This window comes from Pseudomonas sp. SIMBA_067, assembly GCF_046534675.1.
GTDB classification, from domain to species: domain Bacteria; phylum Pseudomonadota; class Gammaproteobacteria; order Pseudomonadales; family Pseudomonadaceae; genus Aquipseudomonas; species Aquipseudomonas putida.
The window spans coordinates 646,624-664,891 of record NZ_JAWRYH010000002.1 but is presented as its reverse complement, the minus strand read 5'-3'; the positions used below and the strand labels follow the sequence as shown (position 1 = coordinate 664,891).

Sequence of the window (18,268 nt, the reverse complement as noted above, 5' to 3'; positions counted from 1 at the left end):
GGGGCCGTACAGCCACCTCATCCTTTCTGTTGTAGCCCCCAATGCCCCAAATCCCCCATATCGTCCAGCGCATCATCGAACTGCTCAAACGCTACCCCGGCATCATCGCGCTCGGCGGTTTCCTCTCCGGTATCGGCAGCTTCATCCTGGTCGACCGCCAGGCCGGCCTGGCCAGCTGGGTTGCCGTACTCATGCTGGTCAGCTGGGTCTGGCTGATGCTGGAAAACACCCTCACCGGCCTGTTTGCGCGCACCTTCAACCGCGAAATCCCGCAGCCGCTGCTGCGCTACGCAACGCAGATGATCCACCAGGAAACGCTGTTCTTCGTGCTGCCGTTCTTCTTCATCACCACCACTTGGAACAGCGGACAGCTGGTGTTCACCGGTTTGCTCGGCGCTGCGGGCCTGATTTCGATCATCGATCCGCTGTACTACAAATGGCTGGCACCGCGGCGCTGGCTGTTCCTGGCGCTGCATACCCTGACGCTGTTCGCCGCCTTGCTGACCGCGCTGCCGATCATCCTGCACCTGACCACCGCGCAAAGCTTCAAGCTGGCCTTGATCGCGGCCATGGCCCTGTCGTTCCCCAGCCTGGCCAGCAGCTTCCCGATCAACAACTGGCGCCGCGCCGTGGCGCTGGTACTGGTTACCCTGTCGGTCGGTGCCGGGGGCTGGCTGCTGCGCTCCTGGGTACCGCCGGCCACCCTGTGGATGACCGAGGTGGCGGTGAGTACCGAAGTGCTGAACCGCCAGCCAGGCGAGTCGCTGGACGAGATTGCCGCCAGCCGCATCCGCAGCAGTGGCCTGTATGCCTACACCGCCATCAACGCACCCCGCGGCCTGAACGAGCGGATCTACCATGTGTGGCAAAAGGACGGTAAGGAAGTTGACCACATCGCCCTGGACATCCACGGCGGGCGCAAGGAAGGCTACCGGGCCTGGACCCACAAGCAGAACTTCCCGCCAAACCCGGTGGGCAAATGGCAGGTCAGGGTGCTGACCGAAGATGGCCAGGTGATTGGCGTACTGCGCTTCAAGGTGGTCGACGATGCACCGGCTGGAAGTTGAAATCCATGCTTACGCATTACCTGTGTAGGAGCAGCCTTGTGCTGCGAAGGGGCCCGTACCGCAAACCACTTTTGTGGGCGCTCACGGCCTCTTCGCAGCACAAGGCTGCTCCTACAGGTCGCGATGCCGAACCAAGAGACAGCACATAATCACCAAACAGCCCATGCCCGCTGCGCTATGATCAGCCCCTAAGCCTTAGCGCCGAGTCAATTGCATGGAGCCTATGACCACCCCCAGCGCCACCCTGGACGCCAGCAGCCAACCGGCCTGCCTGCGCATAACCGGTGACTGGACCCTGGCGCACTACGCCAGCCTCAAGCGCGAGAGCGAACAACTGCGCGCGCAATACACGGCCGACACCGTCGCCGACCTCAGCCAGCTGGGGCGCCTGGACACCGCCGGGGCCTCGCTGCTGACCGAGCTGCTCGGCTCCGAGCGCCTGGCGCACTGTACCCAGGACCTGCCCGAAGCCAGCCGCGCGCTGCTCAAGAACGTCTACTGCTCGGTCCAGGACTACTGCATCCCGGTCAAGGAACCCGAGCGCAACGTACTGCTGATGCTGCTGGAGCGCATCGGCCGCGCCGTCGCCACACTGTGGCAAGACTCCTTGCAGTTGCTCGGCTTCATCGGTGTCATCCTCGAGACATTGCTGCGCCGCGCCCTGACACCGCACCGCTGGCGCCTGACGCCGGTTGTGGCACATATCGAGCAGACCGGGCTGGACGCGGCCCCTATCGTTGCCTTGCTGACCTTCCTGGTAGGCGCGGTGGTGGCCTTCCTCGGTGCCACGGTGCTGGCCGCGTTCGGCGCGACCATTTTCACCGTCGACCTGGTGGCGTTCTCGTTCCTGCGCGAGTTCGCCGTGCTGCTCACCGCCATCCTCATGGCCGGCCGCACCGCCAGCGCCTTCACCGCGCAGATCGGCTCGATGAAGGCCAACGAAGAAATCGACGCCATCCGCACCCTGGGCCTGAACCCAATGGAGCTGCTGGTGGTACCACGGGTTCTGGCACTGCTGATTTCGCTGCCCTTGCTCACCTTCATCGCGATGATCTGCGGCATTGTCGGCGGCGCGGTGGTATGCGCCCTGTCGCTGGATATCTCGCCGGCCATGTTCCTGTCGCTGCTGCAAACCGATATAGGCGTGCAACACTTCCTGGTGGGCTTGGCCAAGGCGCCGTTTTTCGCCTTTCTGATCGCAGCCATCGGCTGCCTCGAAGGCTTCAAGGTCAGCGGCAGTGCCGAATCGGTGGGCGCACACACTACCTCGGCGGTGGTGCAGTCGATTTTCGTGGTCATCGTGCTGGACGCCGTGGCCGCGCTGTTCTTCATGGAGATGGGTTGGTGATTGATCGGGAAAAAGTGATCGAAGCCCGCGGCATCTGCAACCGCTTCGGCCCCCAGGTTGTGCATGAAAACCTTGACCTTGACCTGTACCGTGGCGAAATCCTCGCCGTGGTCGGTGGTTCGGGCAGCGGCAAATCGGTACTGCTGCGCAGCATCATTGGGCTGCGACGGCCCAATGAGGGGCTGATCAAAGTGTTCGACCAGGACCTTGCCGGCTTGGGCGAAGAACAGCGCTCGTTGGTCGAACGGCGCTTCGGCGTGCTGTTCCAGAAGGGCGCGCTGTTCTCTTCGCTGACCGTCACCGAGAACGTGGCCTTGCCGTTGATCGAACACGCCGGGCTGTCCCGCGCCGATGCCGAGCACCTGGCCGGCGTGAAGCTGGCCCTGGCCGGGCTGCCCATTTCCGCCGCCGACAAGTACCCGTCCTCGCTGTCGGGGGGCATGATCAAGCGTGCAGCGCTGGCCCGGGCCCTGGCCCTGGACCCGGACATCCTGTTTCTCGACGAGCCCACCGCCGGCCTGGACCCGATCGGCGCCGCCGCGTTCGACCAGTTGATCCTGACCCTGCGCGATGCACTGGGCCTATCGGTGTTCCTCATCACACACGACCTCGACACCCTTTACACCATTACCGACCGCATCGCGGTGCTGTCGCAGAAAAAGGTCCTGGTGGCCGGCCCGCTGGCCGAGGTCGAACAGACCAACGACGCCTGGATTCAAGAATACTTTCACGGCCCACGCGGGCGCGCCGCCGAGCAGGCCGCCACCCGTGCCGGGCAGGAGCGCTGAGCAATGGAAACCCGAGCCCATCACGTTCTTATCGGCCTGGTCACCGTCCTGGTGGTGGCGGGTGCCATGCTGTTCGGCCTTTGGCTGACCAAGTCCAGTGTCGATGACGCCTTCAAGGATTACGAAGTGGTGTTCAACGAAGCCGTTTCCGGCCTGTCGCGTGGCAGCCCGGTGCAGTACAACGGCATCAAGGTGGGCGATGTGTCTACCCTGCGGCTGGACCCGAACGACCCGCGCCGGGTACTGGCCCGGGTGCGCCTGAGCGGTGACACCCCGGTAAAAGAAGACACCCAGGCCAAGCTGACCCTGGCCGGCGTGACAGGCAACTCGTTCATCCAGCTCAGCGGCGGCACCCCGCAAAGCCCGGAACTGAAAGGCAAGGATGGCAAGCTGCCGGTGATCATTGCCTCGCCGTCGCCGATCTCGCGACTGCTCAACGACAGCAGTGACCTGGTCACCAACATCAACCTGCTGCTGCACAACGCCAACCAGATGTTCTCCGAAGACAACATCGGACACCTCAGCAGCACCCTGGCCAACCTCGACAAGACCACGGGGGCCTTCGCCGGCCAGCACGGCAGCATCGCCCAGGCCATCGAGCAACTGGTGCAGGTAGGCAAGCAGGCCAGTGCCACGTTGGCCGAAACCCAGGCACTGATGCGCAATGCCAACGGCCTGCTGGCCAGCGATGGCAAGCAGGCAATCGGCAGTGCCGAACAGGCCATGCAATCCCTGGCCGAAAGCACTGCCACGATCAACAACTTGCTGAAAAACAACAGCGAGGCCATCGGCGACGGCGCCCAGGGCCTGAACCAGCTCACCCCAGCCATTCGCGAGCTGCGCGAAACCCTCAACGCGCTCAAAGGCATTTCCCGGCAACTGGAGGCCGACCCGAGCGGCTACCTGCTCGGCCGCGACAACAACAAGGAGTTCCAGCCATGAAACCGTCGTTGCGCCTGCTGGCCCTCGCGGCCGCGCTTAGCCTGGCCAGTGCCTGCTCAATCCTGCCCAAGACCGAACCCTTCGACCTCTATCGCCTGCCGGTAAACCAGCCCAGCCGCACGGCGGTGCCGCTGGACTGGTCCTTGCGCCTGAACAAGCCGCTGGCCAGTGAAGTGCTGGCGGGGCCGCGCATTGCCGTCATCCCGCAGGGCGATGTGGTCAGCAGTTACAAGGGCGCGCGCTGGAGCGATGCGGCCCCGGTGCTGCTGCGCAACCGCCTGCTCGATGGTTTTCAGCGTGACGGCCAGGTGCAGCGCCTGAGCGCCGACGACAGCAACCTGCAGGCCGACTACGAGCTGGCTGGCGAGCTGCAGGCCTTTCAGAGTGAATACCGCCCGGGCGGGGCAGTGGAGGTGGTGATCCGCTACGACGCGCGTCTGGTCCAGGGGCGCGACCAGCGCATCCTGGCCAGCAAGCGCTTCGAAATCCGCCAGCCGCTTGCCGACAAGCAGGTGTCAGCGGTGGTCGCCGGCTTCGGCCAGGCCAGCGACCAGCTGGTGGGGCAGGTGGTGGGCTGGACCATTGGCCAGGCCAACCAGGCTCAACTGAAGGTTCAAGCGAAGAACCAGTAGCAGATGAAGATCGCCGCAATCACCCCGGACAACTCGGCCAGCAGTGCGCAACCCACCGCATGGCGCACGCGCTGGATGCCCACGGCGCCAAAGTACACGGCCAGTACGTAGAAGGTGGTTTCGGTGCTGCCTTGAATCGTTGCCGCTACCAGGGCCGGGAAGCTGTCCACGCCTTGGGTCTGCATGGTCTCGATCAGCATGGCCCGAGCTGCGCTGCCGGAGAACGGCTTGACCAGCGCGGTGGGCAGGCCCTCGACGAAGCGGGTATCGAGGCCCATCCAGTTCACCGCATGGCGGATACCGTCCAGGGCCAGCTCCAGGGCGCCAGAGGCGCGCAGCACACCCACCGCCACCAGCATCGCCACCAGGTACGGCAGCAGGTTCTTGGCCACGTCGAAGCCTTCCTTGGCGCCTTCGACAAAGGCTTCATACACCTTCACCCGCCTCATGGCACCAATCACCAGGAACAGCATGATCACGCCAAACAGCGTGAGGTTGCCCAGGATCGATGACAGGCTAGCCAGCGCGGCGGCCGACAGGGTGCCAAGAAACGCCATGAAACCGCCCAGCAGCAAAGCGCCGGGGATGAAGTAGGCAAGCACCACCGGGTCCCACAGACGCAAACGCTGCATCACAGCCACCGACAGCAGGCCGACCAGGGTCGAGACGCTGGTCGCCAGCAGGATTGGCAGGAACACCATGGTCGGGTCGGGCGCGCCCTGCTGGGCCCGGTACATGAAGATGGTGACCGGCAGCAGCGTCAGCGACGAGGCATTGAGCACCAGGAACAGGATCTGCGCGTTGCTCGCGGTGGTGCTGCTGGGGTTCAGCTCCTGCAGTGCGCGCATGGCCTTCAGGCCGATCGGCGTGGCGGCGTTGTCCAGGCCCAGGCCGTTGGCGGCAAAGTTCATGGTAATCAGGCCCAAGGCAGGGTGGCCGGGCGGTACCTCAGGCATCAGGCGGGCAAACAGCGGGCCCAGCACCTTGGCCAACCATTCGACGATACCGGCCTTCTCGGCGATCTTCAGAAAGCCCAGCCACAGGGTCAGTGTGCCGAACAGCAGCACCATCACCTCGACCGACAGCTTGGCCATGGCGAAGATGCTTTCGACCATTGCCGCGAAGATGCCAGCGTTGCCGCCTACCAGCCATTGGGCCAGGGCGGACACCGCCGCCACCAGGAAAAAGCCAAGCCAAAGGCCGTTGAGCATCCGCGTGTTCCCCCTGAAAAATGCCCGAATAATAGCGTATCGCAGCCCCTGACTGGCGATCGCAGACGAGGGCTGCGCCCTCGTATCGCGGCCCCAAGATCTCACAGACAATAAAAAGCCCCGACAGGTCGGGGCTCTTCATCAAACAGCGGTCAGGCTCAGCGCTTGGCGGTTTCGCCAGCGACTACAGCTTCCTTTTTGTCGGCCATCAGCGAGGCGTAGTACTTCTCGCCCTTGGCCGCGTCGTACATGCCTTCCCAACGGGCGATGACCAGTGCCGCCAGGGCGTTGCCCACCACGTTCAGCGCGGTACGGGCCATGTCCATGATGCGGTCGACACCGGCGATGAAGGCCAGGCCTTCCAGCGGGATGCCCACGCTGCCCAGGGTAGCCAGCAGGACCACGAACGATACCCCCGGCACGCCAGCGATGCCTTTGGAAGTGACCATCAGGGTCAGCACCAGCAGCAGCTGCTGGCTCCACGACAGGTCGATACCGTACAGCTGGGCGATGAAGATGGCCGCGATGCTCTGGTACAGGGTCGAACCGTCAAGGTTGAAGGAGTAGCCGGTCGGTACCACGAACGAGCAGATCGACTTCGGCGCGCCGTACTTTTCCATTTTCTCGATCACGCGCGGCAGAACGGTTTCGGAGCTGGAGGTGGAGTACGCCAGGATCAGCTCATCTTTCATGATGCGCATGATCTTGATCACCGAGAAGCCGAACACGCGGGCCACCAGGCCCAGCACCATGAAGGCGAAGAAGGCGATGGCGAAGTACACCAGCAGCACCAGCTTGGCCAGCGGCAGCAGCGAGCTGAAGCCGAAGTTGGCCACGGTCACGGCGATCAGGGCGAACACGCCGATCGGGGCGTAGTTCATGATCATGTGGGTGACCTTGAACATGGTTTCCGAGACGGCCTGGAAGGTGCGTACCAGTGGGTCGCGCAGTTCTGCCTGCAGGCTCGACAGGCCCAGGCCGAACATTACCGAGAAGAAGATGATCGGCAGCATTTCGCCACGCATCAGCGCTGCGAAGATATTCGACGGGATCAGATTCAGCAGGGTTTCGATGAACGCGTGCTCATGCTGCACCTCAGCCGCAGTGGCCTGGTACTTGGAGATGTCCACGGTACCCAGGGTGCTCATGTCGATACCGGCACCCGGGTGGAACAGGTTGGCCAGCACCAGGCCCACGACGATGGCGATGGTGGTCACCACTTCGAAGTAGATGATGGTCTTCAGGCCGATGCTGCCCAGTTTCTTCGCATCGCCTACCCCGGCGATACCCACGATCAGCGACGAAATCACGATCGGGACGACGATCATCTTGATCAGGCGAATGAAGATGTCACCAGCAGGCTGAAGGACGTTGCTGATCCACCATGCCTTTTCTGCACTGAAATGATTCAGTAGCGCGCCGATTGCAACACCCAGCACCAGACCGATAACGATCTGCCAGGCGAGGCTCAGTTTTGCCTTCTTCATGTCTTTACCCTTTGTTCTAGTGGTCATGGCACCTGGCGGATGCACACGTAACAAAGCCATTGGCAAGGTCACGTACAGCAGAAGATTCCGTCCGGCGACTTCATGTAAGGACACCGCAGGCGAGCGACAGGGCGCTCTGGCCAGCGAAAAAGGCGGCAACTATTGCGACGGCAAGGGGCGAAAGCTAATGCCGGAAACGCATACCCCATACCGTTTATGCATATCGATTTGCACGAAAAGAGGGCGTTCGCAAGTGCTTGATTTATAACGTTCGGAATCCCGAACAAGACCAAACCGCCAGATTTCGGCAGATTTGACGGTACACAAAGGGCGAAGAAGATGGCTTGTTCGACAATCCGAATGGCGTAAATGCCACTTGTAGAAGCAGCCAGGAGGTCGAAAAAAATTTGATGTACGGTCGAGACAAAATGTGTCTCAGGGGAAAAAACGCGCAAGGAAAGCGACGTTTCCTACAGGGCTCCTCGGAAGTCAGGTCTGCCAAGGTATCCCTGTGACACCGCAGACCTGATACTTCCGATTCCGCCTTTCCTGACCCGGCCCATTGCTGGAGGTACTCCCTGTACCCCTAGGCCACTCCGATCCTGTAGCAATCAGAACAGCCCGACCCCTTGGTCATGTGCTGCCCCTCCTCGGGGCGGCGCATCATAGAAGGCTGAACTATAGAAAGGTTCAGCTTCTATTACGTGACAGTCGGTGACCTTTCATCCGTACCCGCAATAAATGCTCAATACCAGTTCGGGTCACGCTTGAGCTGCTCCCGAAGCATCGCCTTCATGCCGTCGTCGGGTTCGCCCAGCCAACGGTACTGCGCATGGCGAGTAGGCGACTTGTCGCTCGGTAATCCTTCAGGTACCTCCACGAGCATCCCGTAGGCATCATCCTTGTCCCAGCTGAAGGCAACGATCAGGCGCTTGTAGGTGCACTTATCCTGGGCCTCGCACAGGGGGCCGACCAAGTACTTGTCGCCATCTTCGCTAACCGCGGACATCTGCTCCTGGGCACTGCCGGTCAGATTGACCACCCAATCGGGCAGGCGTTCCTCGCCCTTGATCGTGTCTTGCCAGGTTTCCCGGTACTCCGGGTCCGAGCCGAGCAACTGGTCGACCCGGACCTGGCCGTCATTGGCCGCCATCGCCGCCGCACTGCCACCCATCAGCAGGGCGGCAGCCAGGGCTGTTGAAAGCATCCTGCCCATCTTCAACCTCGTCCACGTCCAAAGAAGAAGGAGGCTACGAACAGCACCAGGAAGACAATAAACAGGATCTTCGCGATACCCGTCGCAGCGCCGGCGATACCACCGAAGCCCAGTACGGCAGCGACAATGGCGATGATGAGGAAAGTGATAGCCCAACTCAGCATGGTGGTTCTCCTTTCTTTTTCAGAATCGGTCCGGCCGGCAGGTCAGAAGACCCAACGGTCCTGTGGTACGACATTTTCCAAGGTGGCCGGGGAGGCAGTCGCCTGGCCAGCTGGCAGCGGGTCAGCGGCCTTGACCAGGGTATGGGCACGGGTTGCCTGAATCTGCGTCAACAGTGCAGTCTGCGCTGCTACCTGCTCAGCCAGGCGCGCGGTCTGCCAGCTGTAGTAAAAGAGGCCAGCGGCCAAGGTCAGCAGCAGCGCCATGCCGAGTATCAGCATCTGGCGCAGGGGCAGTGCAGCTATCTGCGAGCGGTTGACGGATTGGCGGTTCATGCCGGCTCCTCCTGCTGTAATTTTTGTTCAAACCTGAACAGGTAATTGCAGCCTGCATGCCAGCCTTGCCAATTAAATAAAATCCTTATAAATCAATGAGTTAACTAGATATCGCATGGACCCCTAGCTCGTATCCTGCACGATGGCGCCTGTGGGGTCGTGCGAATTGCACGATCAGCCTTCCACCTTGGTCGCCACCTTGAGCAAGTCGGCATCCACGCCGCGTACACCGATGATCTGCCGGGCGATCTCCACGGCGATGGTTTTCTGCTCAGCGCTGACTACCTCGCCCGACAGCCGCACCATCCCCGCTTCGCTGGCCACTTTCAGGTTCAGGCCATCGAGATTGCGGCTGAAGCGGTAGCTATTCTGGATCTTGTCGATGATCCAGCTGTCACTCGGCTGCGGCCCGGTTGGCGCGCCCACTGGCGTTTCCCGCGCCTTGGCCATGGCTGCGGTATCCAGGCTGACCAGGTTGTTGACCAGGTGTACGCCGTCGGTGGTACGCGCCACCACGCCTGCCAGCTCCTTGGCTTCGGCACTGTCGACCCTGCCGCGCAACGTCACCACGCCGTCACTGCTTTGTACTTCTATAGGGGCCTTTTCGGTGGTGCGGCTCCACAACAGCCGGGCACGGATCACCGCCGCCAGGGTGGCGTCCTCCAGGCGCTGGGCGTAGGCACGTAGCTCAAGCGGGCGCTCAACCAGTTGGGCATTGAGCTGGAGGTGGTTCTCCACCTGTTCGATGCCCCGGGTGGCCCGGGCCACATCTTCAGCCAGCTGCCGCTCGACCTCGTTCTCCACCTCACCTGAGAGCCGCGCCTGCTTGCCGTCCACTTCTACCTTGATACGAAATGGGTTGAGCATGCGGTTCAATGACAGCGCGGTTTGCAGGGCGCCTTCCAGGCGCGCGTCCTGCACAGGGTCGGCGAAGGCCGGTGTAAATATTGGCAGCAGGGTGGCTGCCAAAACAGCTGTACGCAGGTAAAAGGGCATGGCAGTGCCTCCTTCGTAGGCAAAATCTGAAAATCATCGCAACCAATGTGCCACCGCGTGCCTCTAACCAAATCATTGGAATATCGCGGTCTGCAGGCATCGTTTGGCCATTGGCTAGCATGCAAAGGACAGAATCCTTCAGAATTGACCATGCAACTTGCCCGATTTTTCCCACACTAAATAAAGATCTATCCCTAAGGAGCACAGGAAATGGAATCAGCCCAGGACAACCAAGGCCGCATTCTGCTGGTGGATGACGAGTCCGCGATCCTGCGCACCTTCCGCTATTGCCTGGAAGACGAGGGCTACAGCGTGGCCACGGCCAACAGCGCCGCCCAGGCCGAAACCTTGCTGCAGCGCCAGGTGTTCGACCTGTGCTTCCTCGATTTGCGCCTGGGCGAGGACAACGGCCTAGACGTACTGGCGCAGATGCGCATCCAGGCACCCTGGATGCGCGTGGTGATTGTCACCGCGCACTCGGCGATCGACACAGCGGTGGACGCCATCCAGGCCGGCGCCGCCGACTACCTGGTCAAGCCCTGCAGCCCCGACCAGCTGCGCCTGGCCACCGCCAAGCAGCTGGAGGTGCGCCACCTTTCCGCGCGCCTGGAGGCACTGGAAGGTGAAGTACGCAAACCCAAGGACGGCCTCGACTCGCACACCCCGGCCATGATGGCGGTGCTGGAAACCGCCCGCCAGGTCGCCACCACCGACGCCAACATCCTCATCCTGGGCGAGTCCGGCACCGGTAAAGGCGAGCTGGCCCGGGCAATCCATGGCTGGAGCAAGCGTGCACGCAAAGCCTGCGTGACCATCAACTGCCCGTCGCTGAACGCCGAGCTGATGGAAAGCGAACTGTTCGGCCACACCCGCGGCGCCTTCACCGGCGCCAGCGAAAGTACCCTTGGACGGGTCAGCCAGGCCGACGGGGGCACGCTTTTTCTTGACGAGATCGGCGATTTTCCGCTGGCCTTGCAGCCCAAGTTGCTGCGGTTCATTCAGGACAAGGAATACGAGCGCGTCGGTGACCCGGTTACCCGGCGCGCCGATGTACGCATTCTGGCAGCCACCAACCTCAACCTCGAAGAGATGGTGCGCGAAAGCCGCTTCCGCGAAGACCTGCTGTACCGCCTCAATGTCATTACCTTGCACTTGCCGCCCCTGCGCGAGCGCAGCGAGGACATCCTGACCCTGGCTGACCGCTTCCTCGCCCGCTTCGTCAAGGAATACTCCCGCCCCGCCCGGGGCTTCAGCGACGAAGCACGCTCGGCCCTGCTCAACTACCGCTGGCCCGGCAACATTCGCGAACTGCGTAACGTGGTAGAGCGGGCCAGCATCATCTGCCCGCAGGAGCGTGTGGAAATCAGCCACCTGGGCATGGGCGAACAGCCTGCCGGCAATGCCCCGCGCGTGGGTGCAGCACTAAGCCTGGATGAGCTGGAGCGCGCCCATATCGGCGCCGTGCTGGCGGCCAGCGACACCCTCGACCAAGCCGCCAAGACCTTGGGCATCGATGCCTCCACCCTGTACCGCAAACGCAAGCAGTACAACCTATGAAGTGGCCACCCATGAAGCTGCGCACGCGGCTTTTCCTCAGCATCTCGGCGCTCGTGACCGTGGCATTGCTTGGGTTGTTGTTGGGCCTGGTCAGTGTGCTGCAGATGGCCACGGTGCAGCAGCAGCTGGTGCGCGAGACCACCCATGCCTTGGAAGTGGGGCTGAAGTTGCGCCAGAACCTGGGTGAACAGCTGACCCTGATTCTTGATGAAGACACCGCCCCGGAAAGCCTGCGGCTGTTGCAGGAAAACTTCCAGGCCCTGCTAAACCAAGGGCTGGAGCAAGGCGGTGAGCGCACCGGTTTCAGCAAGGCCAGCAGCAATTACCAGACGTTCCTCCAGGCCTATCGCGACAGCGCCGCACCCGCTCGCAGCATGGGTGTGGATCAACCGCTGGGGGCCGCGTTCAACCAGGTGCGCAGCGACCTGATCGATTCCCACAGGCAGGCATTGGACCTGATCACCCGTAGCGAGGAACGCACCCGGGACCGCGCCTTGCTGGTCAGTGGTGTGCTTGGCCTGATGGGCCTGGTGGTGCTGGTACTGGGCTTTATTACCGCGCACAACATCGCCCGGCGGTTCGGCCAGCCGATCGAAGCCTTGGCCATCGCGGCCGACCAACTGGGCAAAGGTAATTTCGACGTCACCCTGCCAGTCACCCAGGCCACCGAGCTGAACCAGCTGACCCGCCGCTTCGGCCTCATGGCCGATGCCTTGCGCAAGCATCAGGCCACCAACGTCGACGAGCTGCTGGCCGGCCAGCAGCGGCTGCAGGCCGTGCTCGACAGCATCGACGACGGCCTGCTGATCATCGACCGCCAAGGCCGCCTGGAGCACCTCAACCCGGTGGCGCAACGCCAACTGGGCTGGAACCACAGCCGCGTGGGCAGCAGCCTGGCCGAGGCCCTGCAGCGCCCGGAACTGGAGCAGCAGCTGCGCCAGGTGCTGCGCGGCGGCAGCCTGGACCGGCCGCCGGACGACTTGAACATGGAGGTCGATGAAGAAGCGCGCCTGCTCACCTACAGCCTGACCCCGGTCAGCCACCCGCAGGGCCCGATCCTTGGCGCGGTGATGGTGCTGCACGATGTGACCGAGCAGCGGGCATTCGAACGCGTGCGCAGCGAGTTCGTGCTACGTGCCTCCCACGAGCTACGCACCCCGGTCACCGGCATGCACATGGCCTTCGGCCTGTTGCGCGAGCGGGTCAAGTTCCCTGCCGAGGCGCGCGAAAACGACCTGCTGGAAACCATCGGCGAAGAAATGCAGCGCCTGACCCAGCTGATCAACGACCTGCTCAACTTCTCCCGCTACCAGAGCGGGCTGCAGAAACTCGATCTCGCCCCCTGCGCCCTGGACGAACTGCTGGAGCGGGCGCAACTGCGTTTCGCCGAGCAGGCGGCACACAAGCAGATCGAGTTGACCAAGGAGCTGGAACCGCCGCTGCCGCGCCTGCGGGCTGATGCTGCCCAGCTGGACCGGGTGCTGGACAACCTGCTGCACAACGCCATCCGCCATACCGCCAACGGCGGGCGTATCCGTTTGCATGCAAGACGGCATGCGGAGCGGGTGATCATCAGTGTCGAGGACAATGGCGAGGGCATTGCCTACGGGCAGCAGGGGCGCATCTTCGAGCCCTTCGTGCAGGTAGGCCGCAAGAAAGGGGGCGCAGGGCTGGGGCTGGCGTTGTGCAAAGAAATCGTGCAGCTGCATGGCGGGCGGATGGGCGTGTTTTCCCGGCCGGGGCAGGGGACCCAGTTCTACATGGCGCTGCCGGTTTGACAGTCGCCTGCACCGGCCTCACCGCCGGGCAGGATTACTCAGTGCTCTGCGCGTCGTGGTAGCTGCCCGCGGGTTACCAGCTCGGCAAACTGCCTGGCGTTCAGCGGCCGGGCAAACAGCCAGCCCTGGCCGTAATTGACCCCTTCACTGTTCAGCAGCACCGCCTGGTCCTCACACTCTATGCCCTCTGCTATCACCCGCAGGTGAAGGTCATGGGCCATGCGGATGATATGCGGAGCAACGCCACTGCTGGCGGCATCGTGGCCAAGCGCGTCGATGAACGCCTTGTCGATCTTCAGGCAGTCCACGGGTAGGGTCTGCAGGTAGGCCAGGCTGCAATAGCCTGTACCAAAGTCGTCGATGAGCACCTGATGCCCCGAAGCGCGCAGCGATTGCAGGTTGTCACGGGCCACCACCACATCCACCAGGCCTCGCTCGGTGACCTCGAAGGCAATCTGGCTGGGCGCCACCCGATGCAAGGCCAGCAGGCGGGCCGCCACCCGGCCGATCCGCGGCACCATCACATCGCAAGCGGCCAGGTTCACCGATATGTACAGTTTAGGGTGCGAGCGCAGCAACTGGCCCAGCTGTTCGAGCACGCGCTGCAGGACAAAGTCGGTGATCTGGCGAATCTGCCCGGTGTTTTCCGCCAGCGGGATGAACAAGTCCGGGCTGGTCAGGGTACCGTCCGGGCGCCGCCAGCGCACCAGCGCTTCGGCACCCACGCAGCGTCGGCTGTCGAGTTCGAAGATCGGCTGGTACAGCACCTGCAGCTCCCCGCGGCGCAAGGCATGCTGCAACTCCGAGCTCATCGACCGCCGCTGCAGGATCAATTGCAGCACCAGCCAACCAATGCAGCACGCCGCCAACACACTGCCGGGGAACAGCAGCCAGAGCATGCCGTTCATCCTCAATGGCAGGCTGGCCCGCGGGGCAATCAGCACCAGTTGGTAATCCGGCGACTTGGTCGGCATGCGGTAGATCAGGCGGTCGCTGAGTTCAAGTAGCGACTTGTGGCTTGTCGACCAGGCCGAGGGCGGCGGCCACACTTGTGGCGGCCCCAGCACGGGGATGGCGCGGGCACCGTTATCCAGCACCACCACCAGGCTGCCGCCCGGAGGCAGATCGACCACATCGGTCAGGTGCCCGCGCGAGGTGGAGACCACGAACTGGCCCCGGCCTAGCATGAGCGCAGCCAGGTTCTCGTTCGGTTCGGTGGTGGTGTTCAACCAGTAGCTGTAGGTCGGCCCCTGGATATCCGGTGCCCGCAAAGGTTCAAACGCCCGCTCATCACCACGGTTGGAGCAGGCGATATCACCATCCACGTAAGCCGCTTCATAAATGAACCGCGAACTCAGCCCCACCTGCTGCAAGGCCGCCAGCATCGCTGGGCTGCAGCCACGCAAGGGCTGTGCCTGCAACAGGTCTACCCCTTCACGCAGCTGGCCAAACACTTGTTCGAGGCGGTCGAGAAAACGCTCACCCTGGGCGTTCATCTGTTCGCTCTCGCTTTGCTTCATCTGTTGCAGGGCAATACCGATGCTGGCAGAGAGCAACAGGGCCGCGCTGGCCAGCGCTGCCAACGTGGCCAGCATCCAGGGACGGTAAAAAATTTGGCGCAGCAGGGTGATGATGGCTGACATCAAAGGCATCCAGTTGATAATTAAGGTATAGCAACTGGATCGAGAATCACCCTCACCGTCTGGCACTTCGCTGCACGCCACACTGTTTTTTGTGGGAGCGACTGCCGTATTAAAATCCAAAGGTTTGCGCGATCACTGTGGGAGCGGGCGTGTCGGAGCGCCGAACCGCCGCGAACACCGGCGTAGCCGGTGCCATACCGCGCGTCGCATTCTTCGCGGGCACGCCCGCTCCCAAAGGGTGGATGCGCCAGCCTGAGTGATGGTGCAAAACGGTTGGGCCTACAGGGCTCAACGCATGCGGTTGAGCACCTGCAGCATCGCCGCCGTCTGCGCATCGGGCATGCCGTCGAAGCGCTGCGGGCGGAAGCGCATCTGGAACGCAGTGATCACATGGCGGGTGGCAACATCCAGCACCCCGGTCTGCTCGATTTGATAGCCAAACCGCGCCAGTTCCTGTTGGTACCAACCAACGCTCGGCGGGTTGACGCTGAAGTAGGCCTGCTGCCGTGCCACTGCGTTGGCATCTGGCCAGATACCCAGCCCGGCATCGGCCAGGCGCTTCCACGGGAACAGCGGCCCCGGGTCCAGCTTGCGTGATGGAGCGATATCACTGTGACCAATGATGTGCCGCGGTTCGATGTTGTTGCGCTTTACGATGTCCTTGAGCAGCGCAATCAGCGACTGGACCTGCGCTTCGCTGTAAGGGTGCCAGACCCGGCCATTGGGTGTGTCGGTGAACCCAGGGTTGACGATCTCGATGCCAATGGACGAGGAGTTCAGCCAGGTGCGCCCCTGCCACTGGCTGTCGCCGGCATGCCAGGCACGGCGGTTTTCATCCACCAGTTGATACACCGTCGCAGGGCCGTCGCCGATCAGGTAATGGCTGCTGACCTCACCATGGGTGAGCAACGCGAGCGAGCGCTCCAGCGAAGCATTGGTGTAATGCAGGACAACGAACTGGATGCGGTTGTCCTGGTTGGCCGAGGGGTGGCTGCGGTCGATGCGCAGGCCCGTCGAGCAACCGGCGACAGATAACAGCAAAAAGGAAATCAGCGTTTTTTTCAGCGTGGAAAGCACGTCAGTGGCCTCAGCGAATGAGCGCTACAGTATAACGTGCTCCCCATGGCCGCGCTTACCGTGGGTCTGTGTTTGCAGGCTAGTTCTGCTCGACGCGGTTGCGCCCCAGCTCCTTGGCCCGGTACAGCGCCGCATCGGCGCGCTTGAGCACCTGGTCGCCGCGCTCGCCGGAGCGGAACGCACCCAGGCCAATGGAGGTGGTGATCACCACCCGCTCGCCCTTGAAGTGGAACGGGCAGGCTTCCACCGTGGCCCGCATTGTTTCCGCCACTTGAGCAGCAGCGGCCGGCGATGTCTGCGGCAGCAGCAGGACGAATTCCTCGCCACCGAAGCGGGCGATGAAGTCACGGCCACGCAAGCGCTTGCGCAACTGGTCGGCGACAATCTTCAGTACTTTGTCCCCGGCCAGATGCCCATAACTGTCGTTGATGCGCTTGAAATGATCCAGGTCGAGGATCGCCATGGCCAGATGGCCGCCATTCTCCTGCCATTCGATTATTTCGCGCTCGACCCGCTCGCTCCAGGCCGCGCGGTTGGGCAGACCGGTCAGGGGGTCGAGCAGGGCTTTCTGGCGTTGCTCTTCCAGGTGCTCGCGGTAACCGAGCGCCTCGTGCTCCATGTTCGCCACCCGCTCGGACAAGCCTTGCAGGCGCCCCGCCAGCTCTTGCTCGCGGCGATCCCGCTCGTGCTTATGCTCGTCCATGGTGACCAGCAGGCCTTCCAGGCGGTTGTCCAGGATGTGCTTGAGGCTATCGACGTCGGCGGCGCCCTGCACACTGTTTTGCAACCCATCGACATGCTCACGCAACTGGGTATCCAGCTCGCGAGCGGCAGAGCTGTTGTCCGCATGGCCTGCGCTGGCCTCGTGCAGGTGGCTCTGGAAGCCTTCGAGGCGCTCATTGAGTTGCTGCAGGTAGGTTTCGAACTCGTGCTGGCCACTGTCGGTGATCGCCAGCATGAGCACGGCGAGGTCATCCAGCACCGGGATCAGCTCGTACCAGTTCAGGCCCCGGGCAACGCGCTCGCGCATTTCCAGCGCCTGGGCCTTGTGCCGCTCGGGCAGGCTCAGGTCATCGAGCAGGCCGATCAGGGTCTTCTCGATGTGCGCAGCAACCTGGCTGTAGGGCGGCTCTACCGCGTAGGGCAGCGCATAGGGGCCGTCTTCGCCAAAGGTTTCTTCAAGTGTTTGTGCCGGTTGTTCTTCTGCCAAGGGTTCGCTGAAGGCCGCTTCCGGCTCGGGCGCTTCTTCCTGTGGCAGTGGCTGGGCGGCCGGGGTTTCAATTGTTTCGATCAACGCCGGGCCGGATATCTCCAGCTCAGGTTCGGGCGCTACCGTCGCTTCGGCGGTATAGGCTGAGAGCGGTTGCAGCGCATCCACATCGTCTGGCTGGGGGGCTTCGATACTGTGCTGTGCAGCCGGGGGCGCCTCAGCAGCAGGCACCGCTGCCGGCGCGGGCGCGGGCTCGCCTTGTGGCTCATCCTCGCGGCTACCGAACAGGCGTTGCAAAAAGCCGGGCCGGGTTTCGTCCCCCGGTTTGCCGAGGGCCGACAGTGCAAGGCCCTGCAAGCCGCTCAGCTCGCCCAGCAGCGGCGGCAGGTCGCGGGACTGGGCAACGCCACCATCGAGTTTTTTGGCCAGCTTTTTCAACGGCCGCGAGATATCGCTGGGCAGCGGCAAGCCTTGCAGTTGGCCGACCAGCGCTGTCAGCGCATCGCTGACCTGGTTCATGCGGGTTTCCCGGCGCTGCTCGGAGTCCAGCACCGCTTTTTCAAGGCGCGGAATCAACCCGGCGAGGCCGGCGTCCATGTTGTCGCTGCGGATAACCTCGCGCATTTCCTTCATGCACGCGTCCACCACCTTGTCACTGCCTTCGGCAGCCAGGGTGCTGCGCACCAGACCACGACGCAGCAGGTCGAGACGGGCGTCCCAGCGGCGTTCGAGCTTTTCTTGCTGCTCGATGCTTTTAAGGTATTTTTCTTTCCAGCGCTCAGCGTCTTCAGTCATGCCCGGGTCCGCAAACGGTGATGG

General features: G+C 62.8%; 16 protein-coding genes. 7 read left to right on the top strand and 9 right to left on the bottom strand.

From position 1 onward, the window contains the following. The first annotated feature begins 41 nt into the window (after positions 1 to 41). The 5 genes from SB765_RS08360 (at position 42) to SB765_RS08340 (ending at position 4,777) form a co-directional block, all read left to right on the top strand. Entirely contained in the window at positions 42 to 1,067 is a 1,026-nt protein-coding gene (locus SB765_RS08360) for a DUF5924 family protein (RefSeq protein WP_410931176.1), read from the top strand. Between the two features lie 214 nt (positions 1,068 to 1,281). Next, a complete protein-coding gene (locus SB765_RS08355; RefSeq protein ID WP_341797232.1) occupies positions 1,282 to 2,415 on the top strand; it encodes an ABC transporter permease in 1,134 nt (377 codons plus the stop codon). Further along, the gene (locus tag SB765_RS08350; protein ID WP_341797231.1) at positions 2,412 to 3,203 is read left to right on the top strand and encodes an ABC transporter ATP-binding protein; all 792 of its coding nucleotides are present in this window, start codon (positions 2,412 to 2,414) and stop codon (positions 3,201 to 3,203) included. Before SB765_RS08355 ends, SB765_RS08350 begins: the two co-directional genes overlap by 4 nt. A 3-nt stretch (positions 3,204 to 3,206) precedes the next feature. Further along, the gene (locus SB765_RS08345; protein ID WP_341797230.1) at positions 3,207 to 4,145 is read left to right on the top strand and encodes an MlaD family protein; all 939 of its coding nucleotides are present in this window, start codon (positions 3,207 to 3,209) and stop codon (positions 4,143 to 4,145) included. Further along, entirely contained in the window at positions 4,142 to 4,777 is a 636-nt protein-coding gene (locus SB765_RS08340; protein ID WP_410931175.1) for an ABC-type transport auxiliary lipoprotein family protein, read from the top strand. The genes SB765_RS08345 and SB765_RS08340 overlap by 4 nt, the downstream gene beginning before the upstream one ends. Here SB765_RS08340 and SB765_RS08335 read toward each other — a convergent pair. The 6 genes from SB765_RS08335 to SB765_RS08310 all read right to left on the bottom strand — a co-directional run bounded on the left by SB765_RS08335 (position 4,759) and on the right by SB765_RS08310 (position 10,184). Beyond that, on the bottom strand, positions 4,759 to 5,988 hold the full coding sequence (locus SB765_RS08335) for a nucleoside recognition domain-containing protein (protein WP_063424563.1): 1,230 nt from the start codon (positions 5,986 to 5,988) through the stop codon (positions 4,759 to 4,761). The two genes, SB765_RS08340 and SB765_RS08335, sit on opposite strands and share 19 nt — an antisense overlap. 158 nt (positions 5,989 to 6,146) lie before the next feature. After that, a complete protein-coding gene (gene gltP, locus SB765_RS08330) occupies positions 6,147 to 7,475 on the bottom strand; it encodes a glutamate/aspartate:proton symporter GltP (RefSeq protein WP_016497431.1) in 1,329 nt (442 codons plus the stop codon). Between the two features lie 745 nt (positions 7,476 to 8,220). After that, on the bottom strand, positions 8,221 to 8,691 hold the full coding sequence (locus tag SB765_RS08325; protein ID WP_341797227.1) for an inhibitor of vertebrate lysozyme family protein: 471 nt from the start codon (positions 8,689 to 8,691) through the stop codon (positions 8,221 to 8,223). A 2-nt stretch (positions 8,692 to 8,693) separates the two neighbouring features. Then, on the bottom strand, positions 8,694 to 8,855 hold the full coding sequence (locus tag SB765_RS08320; RefSeq protein ID WP_003252966.1) for a DUF1328 domain-containing protein: 162 nt from the start codon (positions 8,853 to 8,855) through the stop codon (positions 8,694 to 8,696). Positions 8,856 to 8,897: 42 nt separating this feature from the next. Next, positions 8,898 to 9,188, bottom strand: a complete 291-nt coding sequence (locus SB765_RS08315; RefSeq protein ID WP_410931174.1) for a hypothetical protein — start codon at positions 9,186 to 9,188, stop codon at positions 8,898 to 8,900. A gap of 174 nt (positions 9,189 to 9,362) precedes the next feature. Further along, positions 9,363 to 10,184, bottom strand: a complete 822-nt coding sequence (locus SB765_RS08310) for a BON domain-containing protein (RefSeq protein ID WP_410931173.1) — start codon at positions 10,182 to 10,184, stop codon at positions 9,363 to 9,365. Between the two features lie 210 nt (positions 10,185 to 10,394). On the opposite strand from SB765_RS08310, the gene algB reads away from it, so the two are divergent. Further along, positions 10,395 to 11,741, top strand: coding sequence for a sigma-54-dependent response regulator transcription factor AlgB (algB, locus tag SB765_RS08305; protein WP_341797224.1), 1,347 nt, complete (start codon positions 10,395 to 10,397; stop codon positions 11,739 to 11,741). Next, on the top strand, positions 11,738 to 13,519 hold the full coding sequence (locus SB765_RS08300; RefSeq protein WP_016497426.1) for a KinB sensor domain-containing domain: 1,782 nt from the start codon (positions 11,738 to 11,740) through the stop codon (positions 13,517 to 13,519). Before algB ends, SB765_RS08300 begins: the two co-directional genes overlap by 4 nt. Before the next feature lie 38 nt (positions 13,520 to 13,557). Here the strand turns inward: SB765_RS08300 and SB765_RS08295 are convergent, their stop codons facing one another. The 3 genes from SB765_RS08295 to SB765_RS08285 all read right to left on the bottom strand — a co-directional run bounded on the left by SB765_RS08295 (position 13,558) and on the right by SB765_RS08285 (position 18,244). Continuing rightward, a complete protein-coding gene (locus SB765_RS08295) occupies positions 13,558 to 15,162 on the bottom strand; it encodes an EAL domain-containing protein (protein ID WP_016497425.1) in 1,605 nt (534 codons plus the stop codon). A gap of 288 nt (positions 15,163 to 15,450) precedes the next feature. After that, positions 15,451 to 16,239: an N-acetylmuramoyl-L-alanine amidase gene (locus SB765_RS08290; RefSeq protein WP_410931172.1), complete on the bottom strand. Its 789-nt coding sequence runs from the start codon at positions 16,237 to 16,239 to the stop codon at positions 15,451 to 15,453. Positions 16,240 to 16,318: 79 nt separating this feature from the next. Beyond that, positions 16,319 to 18,244, bottom strand: coding sequence for a diguanylate cyclase (locus SB765_RS08285; RefSeq protein WP_410931171.1), 1,926 nt, complete (start codon positions 18,242 to 18,244; stop codon positions 16,319 to 16,321). Positions 18,245 to 18,268 lie beyond the last annotated feature (24 nt).